The sequence below is a fragment of the Archangium lansingense genome (assembly GCF_026626635.1).
In the GTDB taxonomy this organism is placed as follows: domain Bacteria; phylum Myxococcota; class Myxococcia; order Myxococcales; family Myxococcaceae; genus Archangium; species Archangium lansingense.
Genome location: NZ_JAPNKA010000001.1, coordinates 7,737,564 through 7,752,597 on the forward strand (window position 1 = coordinate 7,737,564; position 15,034 = coordinate 7,752,597).

Annotated in this window: 18 protein-coding genes and 1 pseudogene; 11 read left to right on the forward strand and 8 right to left on the reverse strand. The window is 67.9% G+C overall.

The window, feature by feature from the left end; all coding sequences use genetic code 11:
* Window positions 1-6 precede the first annotated feature (6 nt).
* From OV287_RS30860 to OV287_RS30880, 5 genes are all read left to right on the forward strand, one after another.
* Complete coding sequence (locus tag OV287_RS30860) at window positions 7-510, forward strand: hypothetical protein (protein ID WP_267537632.1); 504 nt, start codon at window positions 7-9, stop codon at window positions 508-510.
* An 11-nt stretch (window positions 511-521) separates the two neighbouring features.
* Window positions 522-893 carry a hypothetical protein gene (locus tag OV287_RS30865; protein ID WP_267537633.1) on the forward strand — a complete coding sequence of 124 codons (372 nt, stop codon included), beginning with the start codon at window positions 522-524 and terminating at the stop codon, window positions 891-893.
* A 32-nt stretch (window positions 894-925) separates the two neighbouring features.
* On the forward strand, window positions 926-2,815 hold the full coding sequence (locus OV287_RS30870; RefSeq protein ID WP_267537634.1) for a prohead protease/major capsid protein fusion protein: 1,890 nt from the start codon (window positions 926-928) through the stop codon (window positions 2,813-2,815).
* A gap of 144 nt (window positions 2,816-2,959) precedes the next feature.
* Window positions 2,960-3,112, forward strand: a complete 153-nt coding sequence (locus tag OV287_RS30875) for a hypothetical protein (protein WP_267537635.1) — start codon at window positions 2,960-2,962, stop codon at window positions 3,110-3,112.
* Entirely contained in the window at window positions 3,099-3,695 is a 597-nt protein-coding gene (locus OV287_RS30880; protein ID WP_267537636.1) for a hypothetical protein, read from the forward strand. Before OV287_RS30875 ends, OV287_RS30880 begins: the two co-directional genes overlap by 14 nt.
* A 123-nt stretch (window positions 3,696-3,818) precedes the next feature.
* Here OV287_RS30880 and OV287_RS30885 read toward each other — a convergent pair whose 3' ends face one another.
* The 5 genes from OV287_RS30885 to OV287_RS30905 all read right to left on the reverse strand — a co-directional run bounded on the left by OV287_RS30885 (window position 3,819) and on the right by OV287_RS30905 (window position 8,669).
* The gene (locus OV287_RS30885; RefSeq protein WP_267537637.1) at window positions 3,819-4,829 is read right to left on the reverse strand and encodes a hypothetical protein; all 1,011 of its coding nucleotides are present in this window, start codon (window positions 4,827-4,829) and stop codon (window positions 3,819-3,821) included.
* A gap of 124 nt (window positions 4,830-4,953) precedes the next feature.
* The gene (locus OV287_RS30890) at window positions 4,954-5,268 is read right to left on the reverse strand and encodes a sulfatase-like hydrolase/transferase (protein WP_308809751.1); all 315 of its coding nucleotides are present in this window, start codon (window positions 5,266-5,268) and stop codon (window positions 4,954-4,956) included.
* Window positions 5,269-5,597: 329 nt separating this feature from the next.
* Window positions 5,598-8,003 (reverse strand): arylsulfatase, encoded by a 2,406-nt coding sequence (locus OV287_RS30895; protein WP_308809752.1) that lies wholly within the window; start codon window positions 8,001-8,003, stop codon window positions 5,598-5,600.
* 175 nt (window positions 8,004-8,178) lie between these two features.
* Entirely contained in the window at window positions 8,179-8,469 is a 291-nt protein-coding gene (locus tag OV287_RS30900) for a hypothetical protein (RefSeq protein WP_267537638.1), read from the reverse strand.
* Between the two features lie 38 nt (window positions 8,470-8,507).
* A complete protein-coding gene (locus tag OV287_RS30905) occupies window positions 8,508-8,669 on the reverse strand; it encodes a hypothetical protein (protein ID WP_267537639.1) in 162 nt (53 codons plus the stop codon).
* A gap of 55 nt (window positions 8,670-8,724) precedes the next feature.
* Between OV287_RS30905 and OV287_RS30910 the strand changes: the two genes are divergently transcribed.
* The 3 genes from OV287_RS30910 (at window position 8,725) to OV287_RS30920 (ending at window position 11,673) form a co-directional block, all read left to right on the forward strand.
* Entirely contained in the window at window positions 8,725-9,999 is a 1,275-nt protein-coding gene (locus tag OV287_RS30910) for a phthiocerol/phthiodiolone dimycocerosyl transferase family protein (RefSeq protein ID WP_267537640.1), read from the forward strand.
* A 94-nt stretch (window positions 10,000-10,093) separates the two neighbouring features.
* Window positions 10,094-10,858, forward strand: coding sequence for an AfsA-related hotdog domain-containing protein (locus OV287_RS30915; protein WP_267537641.1), 765 nt, complete (start codon window positions 10,094-10,096; stop codon window positions 10,856-10,858).
* An 89-nt stretch (window positions 10,859-10,947) separates the two neighbouring features.
* Window positions 10,948-11,673, forward strand: coding sequence for an HAD family hydrolase (locus OV287_RS30920; RefSeq protein ID WP_267537642.1), 726 nt, complete (start codon window positions 10,948-10,950; stop codon window positions 11,671-11,673).
* A 102-nt stretch (window positions 11,674-11,775) separates the two neighbouring features.
* Here the strand turns inward: OV287_RS30920 and OV287_RS30925 are convergent.
* Together OV287_RS30925 and OV287_RS30930 are read right to left on the reverse strand one after the other, a co-directional pair.
* A pseudogene (locus tag OV287_RS30925) lies at window positions 11,776-12,022 on the reverse strand (transposase); the annotation flags it as partial.
* Window positions 12,023-12,043: 21 nt separating this feature from the next.
* Window positions 12,044-12,190, reverse strand: a complete 147-nt coding sequence (locus OV287_RS30930) for a VOC family protein (protein WP_267537643.1) — start codon at window positions 12,188-12,190, stop codon at window positions 12,044-12,046.
* Between the two features lie 6 nt (window positions 12,191-12,196).
* On the opposite strand from OV287_RS30930, the gene OV287_RS30935 reads away from it, so the two are divergent.
* From OV287_RS30935 to OV287_RS30945, 3 genes are all read left to right on the forward strand, one after another.
* A complete protein-coding gene (locus OV287_RS30935; protein WP_267537644.1) occupies window positions 12,197-12,517 on the forward strand; it encodes a hypothetical protein in 321 nt (106 codons plus the stop codon).
* Window positions 12,518-12,577: 60 nt separating this feature from the next.
* Window positions 12,578-12,802, forward strand: coding sequence for a hypothetical protein (locus tag OV287_RS30940; RefSeq protein WP_267537645.1), 225 nt, complete (start codon window positions 12,578-12,580; stop codon window positions 12,800-12,802).
* A gap of 146 nt (window positions 12,803-12,948) precedes the next feature.
* Window positions 12,949-14,265, forward strand: a complete 1,317-nt coding sequence (locus tag OV287_RS30945; protein WP_267537646.1) for a DUF2252 family protein — start codon at window positions 12,949-12,951, stop codon at window positions 14,263-14,265.
* A 73-nt stretch (window positions 14,266-14,338) separates the two neighbouring features.
* Here OV287_RS30945 and OV287_RS30950 read toward each other — a convergent pair whose 3' ends face one another.
* On the reverse strand, window positions 14,339-15,001 hold the full coding sequence (locus OV287_RS30950) for a ribonuclease T2 family protein (protein ID WP_267537647.1): 663 nt from the start codon (window positions 14,999-15,001) through the stop codon (window positions 14,339-14,341).
* Window positions 15,002-15,034 lie beyond the last annotated feature (33 nt).

Sequence of the window (15,034 nt, forward strand, 5' to 3'; positions counted from 1 at the left end):
TTGTCGATGTATTTCACCAATGAGCAGAAGCGCGAGCGGGACGAGATCGCCAACCGAGCCATGGATGCTGGAATGGCCGAGCTGAACGCCCGGGAGATCAAGTTCTCGGCAGACCAGCTCAAGAGGTTTTGCACCACCCTGGCCCGGAGCGTTGGAGCCACGCTCGAGGACGAGCCCACCCCGAGCTTGGCGATGGTGGTGACCGCGATCACGCTCCTGGTAGCCGCCGAGGTCCTGGGGCTCGTGCCCTCGCTGCAGAACACCCGGCGGGCGGTGGAGCTGGCGGAGGTGGGGGCGCTGGCGGCGCGTCATCTGCTGGCGACCGGCGGCTATCCGGAGCCCAGCTCGGAGCAGATGCGGAAGGTGGCGCAGCTGGTGACCCCCGCCGCTCAAGAGCTGGTGCTCCACCAGGTGGAAGGCCCCCGGGCCGCCCAGGTGATGCGCGATGCCGCTGCCGCCGCGGTGCTGCGCGTGTTCGGGCCGCGTCCGTCCACGCAGGCGTTGAACTAGGGGCCCCACCGATGGTCACCGTAGACCCCGTGATGTATCGCGCCCTGGAGCGAGAGAGCGCCGGCCAGCTCCCGCCGGGCCTCCGGTCGTGGATGCTCGAAGTCCTCATGTCCGGCTTGCCTTACGCGGACCGAATGCGCCAACGGGACGAAGCGCTCCAGGCTGCCGCCGGCTTCCTCGGAGAGGGCCTGTCCGTTGCGGAGCAGGCGAGGCAGCTCCGTGCGGCGATGCTCAAGGCCAGTCGCGCGGCAATGCCCGCCAACCCCCAGCCTGATTCCCTCGCCGGCTGTCTGGCGTTGGCGCTCCTGGCAAGGGACCGCGTTCCAGACGAGCGGCAGATCCGGAACATCCTGGACGGCAAGAAACGAAAAATGGCTGTCTAGTAATTACATTCGGAGCGTGGGATTGAAGGGGCATGACGCAGACACGCGAAATGCCTCCCCTGTCGATGCGAGCGGCATTCGAGCCTTCGACGCTGGACCGGAAGAATCGCACGGTGGAGGTGACGTGGACCACCGGGGCGCGAGTGCTTCGCGGCTGGTTCGATCAGTGGTGGGAGGAATTGGAGGTCTCCGAGAGCGCGGTTGACCTCTCGCGCCTCAACTCGGGCGCGCCGTTCTTGGCGAACCACGATGGCTACAACGTCGCGGCCACGCCTGGCGTTGTCGAGCGCGCTTGGCTGGTGAAGAGCGGCGAGCAGATGGTGGGCCGTGCCCTGGTGCGATTCGTCTCCGAGGGCAAGGATCCCGAGGCCGACAAGCTCTTCAACAAGGTTGCCGAGGGTATCGTCACCAACTGCTCCGTCGGGTACAGGCTCAACAAGCTGGTCAAGGTGGAGGATGCGGAAGACGGCCACCCGGTCATGAGAGCGGTTCGGTGGACCCCGCACGAGATCAGCGCGGTTGCCATTGGCGCCGACGCTGGCGCCGGCTTCCGAAGTGCCAGCAGTACCGACCGCAACCCCTGTGAATTCATTACCCGCGGCGCCTCGCCGCAGAAGGAGAGCAACGTGGACGAGAACAACGCAGCGAAGCTGGAGCGTGAGCGCATCACCACCATCAACACCCTGGCGCGCAAGCATTCGCTCGGGGACGAGTTCGCCAGGAAGCTCATCGATGCCAGCACCCCCCTGAACGAGGCACGCGCCCTGGTGCTCGAGGAGCTGGCGAAGCGCAGCGACAACGACGGCACCAGCCAGGCACCCTCGGGCGCGGCCGAGCGCAGCTTCGAGGTGGGGAACAGCTACGACGGCCCGGATCAGCGCGTGCGGAACATGGCCGCCGCGCTCGCCCACCGCGCGGGATGCCGGGAGAAGCTGCCCGAGGCGGCGAACCAGTACGTCCGGCTCAGCATCACTGACCATGCGCGCCTGTGTCTGGAGGCCCGCGGCATCTCCCCCAGGCTCATGTCGCAGTCCCAGATCGTCAAGCGCGCCCTACACAGTACGTCGGATTTCAAGGCCCTACTCACGGAGACGGGCGCCAGGGTGCTCCTGGACGGGTACCAGTCGTATCCGGCCGGGCTGAAGCAGATCAGCCGCGCCAGCAGCGCCCGCGACTTCCGCGCGAAGTCGCTGCTCCGCTTGGGCGAGGCCCCGGAGCTGCTCCCCGTGAACGAGCACGGCGAGGTGAAGTCCGGCACCATGGCCAGCTCGAAGCAGTCTTACCGGCTGACCACCCATGCCCGTATCTTCGGCATTTCGCGTGAGGCCATCATCAACGACGACCTGGGCGCCCTGGATCTGATCCGTCTCTTCGGTCGGGCCGCGGCGGAGCTGGAGGCGAATCAGCTGGTGACCCTCCTGACGTCGAACCCCATCATGGGAGATTCCGTGTCCCTCTTCCACGTGAGCCGGGGCAATCTCTCAGCCACCAATGACGCGCTTTCCGTCGCCTCGCTCGGCATGGCGTGGCGCGCGCTGCGCACACAGAAGGGCCTGGACGGGAAGACTCCCGCCAATGTCGTCCCGCGGTTCGCGATTGTGCCCGCTGCCCTTGAGGTGGCCGCGATGCAGCTCGCCGCGACCATCAACGCCACGACCACGAGTGACGTGAACCCCTGGTCCGGCAAGATCGAGCCCATCGTCGAGCCCCGTCTCGATGCCGTGTCCACCACCGCGTGGTACGTGGCCGCGGATCCTGCGTCCGTGGCGGTGCTGGAACATGCCTACCTGGACGGCCAGAACGGTCCCGAGATCATGGAAGAGGAGGGCTTCGAGGTGATGGGAACCAGGTGGCGCTGTTCCCTCGACTTCGGGTGCGGCGTGGTCGATCACGTCGGCATCTACAAGAACAACGGCGCCTAATCCCAGACACGAGCATTCCGGGGCGCCTTCCCCGGATGTAGAGGCCGCGGCGCCTCTACAACCCTCACCAGCGGCTTGCGCGCCCCCTCCTTCCGCGTGGGCCGCTGGTGGGGGGCGCCGCACTCACCCCGAAGGAGAACCGCAATGATGCAAGAGACTCCGAAGCCCCAGACGTCTGCCCGGTCTGGTGCCGCCCGCGCTGGCCGTACTCGCTCAGGCCAGGACGTCACCCCGAAGCCGAGCCAGAGCGACGACTCCACCGCGAAGCCCGCCGAGGTGCGTGATGCATCGCACTGACGCTGACGGGGCCGTGGACGGACTACACGTGCCGGGGAGCCTGACTCCCCCGCTGCAGGAGGCCACCGTCATCGGCTCCGACTGGCTGAACGCCGTCCAGGAGGAAATCTGCAACGTCGTGGAGGCGCACACGCCGCTCGTCAAGGCGGACAACACCCAGCTCCTCACGGTGTTGACCACGCACTACGGTCGTCTGGGAAGCGCCAACACCTGGACGGCGAAGAACACCTTCGACCTCGACGGCGACGGGTGGCAGACGCTTCCGCTGCATGCCGACTGGACGGACTTCAATGTGTCTGCCACTGGCCCTCATCAATACCGCGTCGATTCGTTCGGACGGTGCTGGATTCGTGGCGACATCAGCAAGACCGGAACGAGTTCAACCCTGGCAGTCCTTCCGGCGGCGGCCGTACCGGCCTACACCGTCACGTTCCTGGTGCCCTCCACGAGCTCCTCGGGGTTTTCGACTGTCCAGATCGCGGGCGCCAGCACTGGCGCAAGCGCTGGCTACATGTCGCTACTCGTGAACGACGCGAACCGCGTTCGCCTTCACGGGATAGCGTTCTACGTCAACGGGAAGTGATGCCCCCCGCGAGCCTCGTGATGGACAGACGCACGACGGCCCGCGCGAGCTGGAAGCCGTAAATGGCGAAGGGCCCCACCGTGGTAGGGCCCCTCGTTCAACGCGCTGGATGCGGCGTGCTCTTCACCCTCCGAGGTCCACGAGCGCTACGACGCTCCCGCGTCCCACCCAAGCGCGCTGGGTGCCGTCCGCGTGCCTTGCCCAGAAGCCGCCCCACGAACGGAGCGCATCAGGCTTCCCGGGGAAAGTGAATGCCGGAGGTGGCGGCGTCGTGACGCGGTAGGGCTGCGGGCTTCCTGCTCCAGTCGTGTAGTCGTAGAAGGAACGCCGGCCCGAGCTCCCGCTCCAAACAAGGCGCGTTTCCTCGAACCAGAAAGGCTGGGTGGGGGCAGTACCCTCGCCCGTCGTGTGATAGGCGAGCCCGTGTTCGCGGAGCTTCTGACCCGAGGCGTCGAGCACCATAAGCCGCTCCATTGTGATGGTGGGGTCATTCACCGCCACCCGGTCGGCCCAAAGCAGAAAGACGCCTTCCGGCATGTGGAGTAGCCGAGTTATCACCGCCTGGGGCTGCTCGGTGTTCAGCTCGTGAATCTCGGTCGCACGAAGCACGTCCGTCACGATGAACGGGCCCGCGACGTGGGACCGCGTATCGTCGCAGGTCACGCGCACCCAGAGCCCCAGGCGCTCGATCATGGGAGCACCCGGGCGACTCACGTTCACGACGGGGACGGGTTCGCGCTGGTAGATGCTCACGACCTGACCCGCTTCACCCAGGATCTCGACGTCGGAGGGAGTGCATCCGCGCACGGCCCACTCGACCTGGAGCTCAGCCCTCAGCGGTTCAATCGCCGTCGCGCTGAAGCTCAGCTCCACCGGGGCCGGGGGCTCTGGCGGGGGCGCGCACACGGGCGGGGGCGGGCACTCGAGGACTGGCGCGGCCGGGCACACGGGCGGGGGCGGGCACTCGAGGACTGGCGCGGCCGGGCAGACCGGTGCCGGGGCGGGCGGGCAGGAGAGAGCGGCGGTCTGGATGGGCTCGTCCGAGAGCGGGAAGAACTCCACCCGGGACGGGCCGCACGCAGCGAGGGACAGCACGAGCGCCAGGACGGCGCGCAGTAGGGTGGGTATAGACATGGCTTCTCCAGTGCGGCGAGTGGGGTACGGCGCGATGCCGGGAGCGTCCACCGCGGGGCCGCGGGGGTACGGGAGGGGTATCCTGCTCGGTATAGGCGGGATAGCTCTTCTAAAGTACCTGGAATCATAGCGGAATTTCTCCGGTTCGATTCCCGCCGCCTCCGCTCTTCAGGGCTCCAGGTTCTCCGGAACCTGGGGCCTTTTGTTTTTTCGGGGGGCGCACTGGTGCCAAGGCGCCGGTCGAGTCCTTTGACACCTTCGCAGCGGCGTGGGGGTTGCGGCCGGTGAGGAGCGCGGCGCGCGTGGGCGAGCAGAGCGCCGTGGTGTGAAAGCGGTTGTACTTGAGCCCTCCCTTGGCCAGGCGCTCCGCGGCAGGGGTGTTGATGACGCCGCCGAAGGCACTCGAGGCGCCGAACCCCACATCATCCAACAGGACCACCAGGACGTTGGGTGCGCCCGCCGGGGGCCGCAGCGGCTTGATGGGAGGGAACTTCGCGCTCGGGTCCCTCGCACTGAAGGGCCGGACGCCCGTTCTTCTTCATGCGTGTGCCTGCTCCGCGAAGTCCTGCTCGCACAAGCTAGGACTCCTCGTACTCCCGGCCACCGTACCGAGGGGGTGGCTTCACACTGAATCCAAGACGGATGAACCGGAGGGTAGCCAGGCCATTTGAGCACCGGAGAACAAGACTTCTTCCTGGAGAACGGGAACGCGAGCTGGAGGCGGAGCTCGGACCCCAGGTCCGTGGACCCGGGGTCCGAGGCCCGATGCTACTGCCTGGCCATCACCACCCGGAAGCGCTCCTCGGGCGAGAGGAAGTGGTCGAAGTCCTCCTTGCCCTTGTCGAGCTGCACCCACTTCACCCGGCCGTTGAACACGCTGTCGCCGTTGGTGAAGCCTTCCGCCACGAACGAGCCCATCTCGCGGCCCACGTCCGCGGTCTCGTCGGCGGAGAACACGTTGGCCAGGGTCTCCTCCACCCGGCCCCCGCCCACCTTCTTGCCATCGACGTACAGGGTCACGGTACCGCCCTTGCCCACGCCGCCCCCGTCGTACTTGAACTCCATGCGGACCTGGTGCGTGCCCTTGGGCAACGCACTCCCGGCCTCGATGTAGTACCGGCGCAGCCCGCCGTAGTTGTAGCAGTAGCGGAGCCGGTTCTTGTACGCGTAGAGGCACCAGCCGCCGAACTGGCCCCCCTGGGTGATGATGACTCCGTGCGCGCCGCTTTCCGGTATCTCCACCTCCGCGGTGACCGAGTGCGACTTGTTCTTGAGGTTCATCAGTGAGTTCTCGCTGATCCGTCTCATGCTCCCGGAGAGGATCTGCGAGTCGCCCTGGATGAGCTCGGGCCGGCCCGCAATCTCCGAGTTGAAGCGCTCGACACCGCGGTCGTCCAGCGGCAGCACGTAGTACTTCGCGGCCTCGATGAGGAAGAGCTGCTGCAGTTCCTTCAGCTTCTCCGGATGCTTGCCGGCCAGGTTCCTGGCCTGCGACCAATCCTTCGTCGTGTCGTACAGTTCCCAGACGTCATTCTCGAGGCTCACCTTCGCCGCGGACTCCCACGGCGTGCGGTGCTTCGTCACCGCCGCCCAGCCCTGGTGGTAGATGCCTCGGTTGCCGAACATCTCGAAGTACTGGGTCTCGTGCCGCTCCGGCGCCTTCGCGTCGTCGAAGCTGTAGAGCATGCTCGCCCCTTGCATCGGGGTCTGTTGCACGCCGTGGACCAGCACCGGCTGGGGCAGGTTCGCGGCCTCGAGGATGGTGGGCCCCACGTCGATGACGTGGGAGAACTGCTCGCGGACCTCCCCCCTGGCGCGGATGCCGTTGGGCCAGTGGACGATGGTGCCGTTGCGGGTGCCGCCGTAGTGGGAGGCCACCTGCTTGGTCCACTGGTAGGGCGTGTCCATGGCATGCGCCCAGCCCACCGCGTAGTGGTTGTAGGCCTCCGGCGTGCCGAGCTTGTGCATGTTCTCGATGAGGTACTCGGGCGTCTCCACGCCGAAGATGTTGTTGAAGAGGAACCCCTCGTTCAGCGTCCCCTGGGGCGAGCCCTCGGCGGAGGCACCGTTGTCCCCGATGATGTAGTAGACGAGGGTGTCGTCCAGCACGTCCATCTTCTCCAGCGCCTCGATGAGCAGCCCCACGTGGTGGTCCGCGTACTCCAGGAACCCCGCGTACACTTCCATCTGCCGCGCCAGCACCGGCTTGAGCTTCTCCGGCATGTCATTCCAGGCCGGTATCTCCTGGGGCCTCGGCGTGAGCTCGCAGTCCTTGGGGATGACTCCGAGCTTCTTCTGCCTGGCGAATATCTCCTCGCGCAGCTTGTCCCAGCCCGCGTCGAAGCGGCCCTTGTACTTGTCCGCCCACTCCTTGGGCACGTGGTGGGGAGCGTGCGTGGCTCCCGGCGCGAAGTACATGAAGAACGGCTTGTCCGACGTGAGCGCCTTCTGCTGCTGCGCCCATGCAATCGCCCGCTCCGTCATGTCCGCCATGAAGTGGTAGCCCTCTTCCGGCTTGCGGTCCGGCTCGATGGGCGTGGTGTTCTCGTAGAGCGCCGGATACCACTGGTTCGTCTCTCCGCCGACGAAGCCGAAGAAGTACTCGAAGCCGGAGCCGGTGGGCCACCGATCGAACGGCCCCACCGGACTCGTCTCCCAGACTGGCACCTCGTGGCACTTGCCGAACTGCGCCGTGCTGTAGCCGTTGAGCTTGAGGATCTCCGGAACCGGCGCGCAGTGGTTCGGGCGGACACACGTGTAGCCCGGCGACGAGGTGGCGATCTCGGTGATGCCACCGAAGCCCACCGCGTGGTGGTTGCGGCCGGTGAGCAACGCGGCGCGAGTGGGCGAGCAGAGCGCGGTGGTGTGGAAGCGGTTGTACTTGAGCCCTCCCTTGGCCAGGCGATCCGCGGTGGGCGTGTGGATGACTCCGCCGAAGGCACTCGTGGCGCCGAACCCGACATCATCCAACAGGACGACCAGGACGTTGGGGGCGCCCGCCGGGGGCCGCAGTGGCTTGATGGGGGGAAACTTCGCGCTCGGGTCGGCCGCACTGAAGGGCCGGACGCCCTGGTAGGGCTGATCCGGGATGGGAAGCACCTCTCTCTGGAGTGTGTCGGAAGGGGAAGTGGACGAGCCGTTGCCCGCCTGACGCCGATGACCGTTCTTTTTCATGCGTGTGCCTGCTCCGCGAAGTCCTGCTCGCACAAGCTAGGACCGCTCGCACTTCCGGCCACCGCACCGGGGGGGAGGCACCGCACCGCATCCAAGACAGTTGAACCGGAGGGCAGCCAGACCCTTTGGGCACTGGAGGATAGGGCCCTCCTGCCCGGGGGCACTCCCAGGCCGCTCAGCGCATCTGGCGGACCAACTCCTCGGTAGCGCCCCGCACGCATGCCGCGGCCACCTGCTCGGCCGTGTCCTCCACCGCCCGGCTCACATTCCCTTCCCTCGCACTCCAACGGGCCCGCAGCTCCGTGTCGAGCTGATCCACGAGCGCGTGAACGAAGCGCCGCCCCGCACTCTCGAGGAAGGCGGCGAGTGCATCGCTCTTCTCCTCCGCCTTCGCACCGAGTCCCTCGACGAGACCGCGCCCCACCTGCGACGAGAACTCGGCCGCCACCGGCGCCAGCTGCGGCACTGCCGCTTCACTTGCGAGGGAGGCCGTAAGCACACCGGTCAGTCCAGCTTGAGCAGGTTGAGCGTCGGCAGCGGACCTCCGGGGAACTGCTGCAGCCTTCCGCCACTCGCCAAGCCGCCGAGGTCGACGGTGGCGAAGCTCCAGCAGGACTCATGGCCCCGAAGCGCCTGCCTCCCCCGCCGCTCCTCCTTCGAGAGCATGCGCGCCAAGAACCGGCGCCAGGCGCGTCTCCTTGTATACGGAGGAGCACCAGGCATGAACCGTCCATTGGGAGCATCGGAGCACCTGCTCTGGCGCCTGGCCGAGGCGAGGCCCATCAACGCAGTGGTGAGCGCGAGTGTCACGGGCCCACTGACCGTCTCACGGCTTCGGAGGGCCCTGGAGTTCGTCCAGAAGCGGCACGCGCTGCTGGCCGTGCGCATCCAGACCGACGCGCGGGGACAGCCCCACTTCGTCTCGGAGGGGGTGCCCTCCCTTCCGCTCCGGGTCGTCTCGCGGCGGAACGAGGAGCACTGGGTACAAGAAGCGGAAGAAGAGCTCACCCGCCCCTTCGCCCAAGGGCAGGGCCCCCTCCTCCGCGTCACACTCCTCCAGGGCCCCGACACCTCCGAGCTGCTGCTCACCTTCGATCACGCCATCGGGGATGGGATGTCGGGAGTCCTGCTCGTGCGGGACCTGCTGCACGAGCTCTCGATGCCCGGCAACGGACAGCTGCTGCCCGAGCCAGCCGCGAGCGAGGAGCTCCTGCCACCGGGCGTGCCGCCGCCCGGGACACCTCCAGCCGTCTCCCGCGCCAGCCTCCCGGATGTACCCCGGGCCGCTCTGCGTCTCCTCTCGAGCCAGGACACGCCCGAGGACGGAAGGCAGGTCCGCCTGCTCACATGCTACCTGCCGGAGGACGAGACGGCCCACCTGGCCGCCGCGAGCCGCCGGGAACGGAGCAGTGTGCATGGCGCGCTCTGTGCCGCCTTCCTGCTGTCCCTGGCCGGCGAGCTGGATTCCCGGAACGAATGCCTCCTGACGGTCATGTCTCCCGTCAACCTGCGCGGCCACCTGGTTCCTCCAGGAGAGGAGTCCTTCGCGGTCAGGTTCTCCCGGCAGCTCACCCACCACCGGCTCGGGCCCGGCAGCCCCTTCTGGGAGGTGGCGCGGGACGTGAAGCACCAGCTCCACCGGGACACCGAAGGGCCCGGGGTCTTCACCAACGTCCTGAGGACGCGGAGCTTCCTGGACACGAAGCCCGATACACCCTCGCTCCAGTCCTTCGCCAGGCAGCTGATGGGCTCCGAGCTGACCGTGAGCAACCTCGGCCGTCTGGGCTTTGGCGAGCAGCACGGTGACCTCCGGCTGCGATGGATGCACGGGACGGTCTCGGGACTGGCACCGCTCATCGTGGGCGTAATGACCGTGGGCGGCGGGCTGTGCGTGTGCTCCCGCTTCCTGGAGCACGTCATCCCCGGCGCCGGCGCACAGCGCATCCAGCAGCGCGCGCTGGCGCATCTCCGCACGGCACTGGCCTCCGGGAAATGATTCATCACATTCCGGAGCATCGCTCTCTTTCCTAGGTCAAGGGCGCTCCACTGAAGAAAGCGGAACCAGGGCCCTTCAAACCCAAGGAGCGATCATGAGGACGAAGGTGTTGCATGTCGTGGGCGAGCGGTTCGCTGGCTTCTCCCACGAGAACCCGGAGGAAGTGGTCACCTTGTCGCAGCTCGAGCGGATGCTCGGCAACGGCACGCTACAGGGCGACGTGACGCTCCTCATCGGCCAGGGCATCCCGGACGAGGGCCTCCGCCGGCTGCGGGAACAGACCCGGCACGCGCCCCATGGAAAGCGCGTGACGCTCGAGCCCGGACCGAGCGCACTGGAGCGGGCCAGCTCGAGGCTCGCGCACAAGCACCTCGAGCAGAACATCATGATCACCCTCCCGGAGACGATGGTGGAGGGCGAGCGGTACGTCTCGAGCCTGCTGCTGGATGACAGGTGCGCGGAGCTGAGCGATCACATGACCGGCCAGCACATCCAGGGGATGGTGCTCATCGAGGCGGCCCGGCAGATGATGCTCGCCGTCACGGAGCGGTACTTCCTGAAGGACCGGGACCGCTCGCACTACTTCGTGATCAATCAGATCGATGCCACGTACCACGCCTTCGGCTTCCCGCTGGGGATGGACGTCGAGTACCACATCCTGGAGCACAAGGAGGGCAAGCGAGGCTCGCTCTCGTCCGAGGTGAAGGTCTGCTTCGTCCAGGGCGGCGAGCTCCTCACGGAGGTGAAGATACGCTTCACGGTGTACGACGCGGCGTTCCTCAGTCAGCGCGAGGCCGAGAAGGCACGCCAGGCCATCGCACGGGGCACGCCAGCCCAGTCCCTGCCCAAGGCCGGATGACGGGCGAGCACCCTCCAGCGGCCGGACCCGGGCTCCACCCCACGGGCCCGGCCGCCTTCTGTCTTCCACCCTCAGCCGGGACGAATCGTATGTATGCCTTTTTCGACGTGGATGGGACGCTGCTGTCCCTCAAGAGCATGTTCAGCTTCCAGGAGTTCTACTTGCGCTGGGAGAGCCGCGGAACGCGGGGCCGGGGCGAGGCGCGCTGGCGCGAGTTCCTCTCGCGCTTCTCCGCCTGGGAAGGGGAAGGCAGGGACAGGCTCTTCCTGAACCGGGAGTACTACCGCTCCTACGCGGGACGGAGCCAGAAGGCCGTGCGCGCGGCGGCGGCGGTGTGGTTCTCGCTCGAGAAGCAGCGCCATCCCGGGCTGCTGATCGCTCCCACGCTCCGGCTCTTGAGGGAGCACCAGGGCCGGGGGCACGTCCCGGTCTTCGTCTCCGGCTCGTTGGACGAGCTCCTCGAGCCCCTCGCGCGGGAGCTGGGCGTCACGCACTGCCTGGCCACGCGCCTGAAGGTGCGGGAGGAGCGCTACACCGGGGAGATCGACGGGCCGCAGATGATCGGCCAGGGCAAGGCGGACGCGGTGCGCACCTTCCTCGCCGCCCGCGAAGCGGACTCGGCGGAATGCTTCGCCTATGGAGACCACTCCACGGACGTGCCGATGCTCGAAGCCGTCGGCCACCCGGTCGCGGTCATCGGGGATCCTCGTCTGGCCGAGCAAGCCAGGCGGAAGCGCTGGGAGATGATCGATCTCAATGCTCCCCCGAGCACGCCTCCTGGGCCGCGATCAGATGGGCGGCGGCCACTGGGATGACGGGACGCAGGAAGCTGGACCAGGCTGGGAGCTGCGCAGAACCTTCGCGGTGGACGTGTTCGCGTGCGTCAGGTGTGGAGGCAGGCGCAGGGGGTCAGCAGCCCCCGCCTCCAACCACTCCCGGAGCGTCTGTAGGCCGACGACGGTCCGCACAACCCGTGGCCTTCAGCGCTCGCCACTGCATGCCCGTGCGCAGCACCAACAAGATGGCGTCCATCGCTTGTCGGTCCGGCGTGCGCGGATTGTGACAGCCCAGGGGATGCTCGGGTCGCGGCGGCAGCAGGGGCCCCAGCTTCGTCCACAGCTCGTCCGGCACTCTCCAGCCGTCATCCTCCCGCACCACGCCCATGGCTCTGTCCTCCTGCGAAGTTCAGAGCACGGAGACGTCGGGCGGGCCGTCGGTCACCGGCCCGCGGTAGCCCATGGTGACGAACTCGAGCACGTTGCCGAACGGGTCGGCGAAGTAGACCGATGCGTGACCCGGCGGGCCGAGGCGGCGCGGACCATCGATCTTCACGTTCGCGTGTTTCTGTACGTCGGGATGGAGCGCCTGGACAAGCCGAAGTTGCTGGTGCTCCGGGACGACGAATTCGAGGCCGTCACGGAGGCGGACATGGTGCGGGTGCGCTACGTGTCGGCGGACCGCGTCACCGGGACGAATCGCAACCGCCGGCTGACGAACGAGGCCGGCACGGCGCTCAACACCGTGTCCCCGTACTCGGCGGACGTGGCCGAGGGCGTGCTGCTCCCGGCGGCCACCCAGCGCGTGTCCTTCCAGGGGCGCCCGCCTTCCAGCCATCGCAGAGCGGCCGTCTGTACGTCACCCTGCCGGCCGGAACGCTGACTACGGGCACCGGCTACTACGCCATCACCACCGGCGATGACCGGCGCAGCATCCAGGACGGTGAAGCTCACCAAATCGGGCGACGCCACCGTGACGGTGGTGCCCGACACCGCGACCGTGCCCACCTTCTTCGTGCTGATGGGCGACTGGAGCGACCTGACGAGTGGCACGGTCAACAACGTGCTGACGTACCGGGCGCTGAACCTGCGCGTGAACAACTGGAGCCCCACGGCCCCGTTCGACACGTCCTTCAGCCCGTTCCCGCCCCCGCCGCCGCCCACGTAGGCCCGGCAACCGTGTTACCGCAGCGCCCGCTCGGAGCCTTCCGGTTCTGGCGGGCGCGGTGTGGATGTGCACCGTGGCGTGTTGCCACACCGTCACGTCCCGAGCCATGGACACACAGTTAGAGTGAGCCGTCCCCCCTGGTCCCCATGCGCATCTCGTCCCCTCGTCCCTCGCCTCGGAGCACTCCGTCCGAGCGGAGCTCCACCCCCTCGCCCCTCGGCCGCACCTCCACCGCCGCGGCCGCTCGCCGCCCCCCGGAGCAGGCCGTCACCTTCACCACCGCCTTCCACGAGCGCCTCGCCCTGCCGCCCCAGCGGCTGGAGGAGAAGAAGGCCCTGATGCGCGAGAGCGCGTCCGCCTTCTTCCGGATGATGCCAGCGCTCTTCCACGAGGACCTGCGCGGGTCCTGGCGCGATGCCTCGCGGCTCCTGGACCGTCCTGCTCCCCGGGTGCCCGTGGTGGGGGACATGCACATCGGGAATCTCGGCACCATCCGCGGCCCCAAGGGTGAAGCGGTATGGGGCCTCAACGATTTCGATCAGGCCACTCCCGGTTCGCCCGAGGTGGACCTCACCCGCCTGGCCGTCAGCGCCGCCCTCACCGCGCGCGAGGCCGGGTTGGAGCCCAAGGAGCAGGCGAAGGCCGTCGAGGCGCTCGCCAATGCGTACTGGCGCGAGCTGGAGCGGCTCGCCGGGCGCGGGAAGAACCCTGGCGCGTTTCTCTCCAAGAAGGAGGCGAAGGGGGAGGTGGACGACCTCATCGCCAAGGCCCAGGACGCCTCACCCAGGGACCTGTTGAAGGAGTACACCCGCACGGACTCGCGGGGCCAGGTCCGGTTCCAGAGCAGCGACACACTCCATCCGGTGTCAGCGGAGACGCACAAGGCCCTGCGGGCCGCGCTCGTGCCCTACGAGGTGGGCCTGCGGGGGGCGGACGGCATCGCCCGGCCCCTGGAGGTACTCGATTGGGCCCAGCGGCTCGACGCCGGGGGCAGCAGCTACGGGCTGGAGCGCTACTACGCGCTCGTCCGCGCGAAGCAACCGGACGCCCCTCCGGTGATGCTCGAGCTGAAGGAGTTGCTCGCTCCGAGTCTCGCGCGGCCGCCCGTGCCCGCGGATGGTGCGCTCGTGGTGAAGAACCAGGCTGGATTCGGCTCGAACTTCAACCCGCTCACCGGTGCCACCACGGTGAGCGGCCGCGCGTTCCTCGTGCGCGAGCTGGAGCCCGAGAAGGCCAAACTGGATGACAAGGCCCTCACCAGTGAGAAGGAGCTCCTCTCGGCCTTCACGCAGGCCGGGGTGGTGTTGGCGCGAGCGCACGGGAGCACCCAGGCCCGCGCGGCTTCGCTCGTGAAGTGGGTGGGCGAGGACTCGAAGGAAGCCACCCGGCGGCTCGTCTCCTTCGCCAGGGGTTACGCGGACCAGGTGCAGGCGGACTGGGGCGCGTCCCGGACAATGAAGTAACCCCCCCTTGCTCACGAGCTGTCCGCCGGGCGGTGCGTCACCCCTGCGGGCTCCCCTCGGCGGGCCTCCATGGTCATTTCCTGATGGGAGGGAAGCGCGCCCTGCCCTCCTTGCAGGTGTCCCTGACGTCCCTGCCGCACGTGCGGAAGTTCAGCTCCTTGTCCATGCAGATGCGGATCTCGGAGACGGTCTGCCCGTTGCACACCACCGCGATCTCCTCCGGGTCCAGGCCCGGATTCTCCTCCATGAAGAGCCGCTCGATGGCCGTCACGGAGCCGGTGACGATCTTCCTCGGAGTCCGAAGGGGCTCGGGCAGCGCGACCCTCTGGAAGGCCTCCTCGGTCACGTTGAAGTACTCCTCGACATCGAGGCCGCTGCACGTGCCGTGCTTCTCCCACTCATGCGAGATGAGCCGCTTGCTGGGCATGCTGGGCATCATCTTCTCAACGACCTCTGTCGGCACCGCTTCCGGCCTCAACTGGCACGAGCTGGGAAAGCCCCCCTGGGCGAACTGCGGCCACAAGCCGTGGATCACGAAGCCGAAGGAGCGTCCCTGGCCGCACTGCTCCGGGCTCCGCCGCCCCGCCGGGCTGGCGCAGAACGTCGGCGACCAGGAGAGGCTCAGGACGTAGTAGTCGAACTCGCCCGGGGTGTCGTCTCGCGGAGCCTGCGCGCCAGACGCCACCCCACCGAGCACCACCGCCAGGACTGCCACGAGCTCCTTCAGCTTTCGCATGAGACGCCTCCTCGGCACGGGACCCACGTGTCG

Bases quoted from the DNA above. Each gene is read 5' to 3' on its own strand.
- OV287_RS30950 (WP_267537647.1), bottom strand. From the start codon at position 15,001: ATGCGAAAGCTGAAGGAGCTCGTGGCAGTCCTGGCGGTGGTGCTCGGT.
- OV287_RS30915 (WP_267537641.1), top strand. From the start codon at position 10,094: ATGAGGACGAAGGTGTTGCATGTCGTGGGCGAGCGGTTCGCTGGCTTC.
- OV287_RS30865 (WP_267537633.1), top strand. From the start codon at position 522: ATGGTCACCGTAGACCCCGTGATGTATCGCGCCCTGGAGCGAGAGAGC.
- OV287_RS30910 (WP_267537640.1), top strand. From the start codon at position 8,725: ATGAACCGTCCATTGGGAGCATCGGAGCACCTGCTCTGGCGCCTGGCC.
- OV287_RS30895 (WP_308809752.1), bottom strand. From the start codon at position 8,003: ATGAAAAAGAACGGTCATCGGCGTCAGGCGGGCAACGGCTCGTCCACT.
- OV287_RS30905 (WP_267537639.1), bottom strand. From the start codon at position 8,669: ATGCTCTCGAAGGAGGAGCGGCGGGGGAGGCAGGCGCTTCGGGGCCAT.
- OV287_RS30875 (WP_267537635.1), top strand. From the start codon at position 2,960: ATGATGCAAGAGACTCCGAAGCCCCAGACGTCTGCCCGGTCTGGTGCC.
- OV287_RS30945 (WP_267537646.1), top strand. From the start codon at position 12,949: ATGCGCATCTCGTCCCCTCGTCCCTCGCCTCGGAGCACTCCGTCCGAG.
- OV287_RS30860 (WP_267537632.1), top strand. From the start codon at position 7: ATGTATTTCACCAATGAGCAGAAGCGCGAGCGGGACGAGATCGCCAAC.
- OV287_RS30880 (WP_267537636.1), top strand. From the start codon at position 3,099: ATGCATCGCACTGACGCTGACGGGGCCGTGGACGGACTACACGTGCCG.
- OV287_RS30920 (WP_267537642.1), top strand. From the start codon at position 10,948: ATGTATGCCTTTTTCGACGTGGATGGGACGCTGCTGTCCCTCAAGAGC.
- OV287_RS30885 (WP_267537637.1), bottom strand. From the start codon at position 4,829: ATGTCTATACCCACCCTACTGCGCGCCGTCCTGGCGCTCGTGCTGTCC.
- OV287_RS30870 (WP_267537634.1), top strand. From the start codon at position 926: ATGACGCAGACACGCGAAATGCCTCCCCTGTCGATGCGAGCGGCATTC.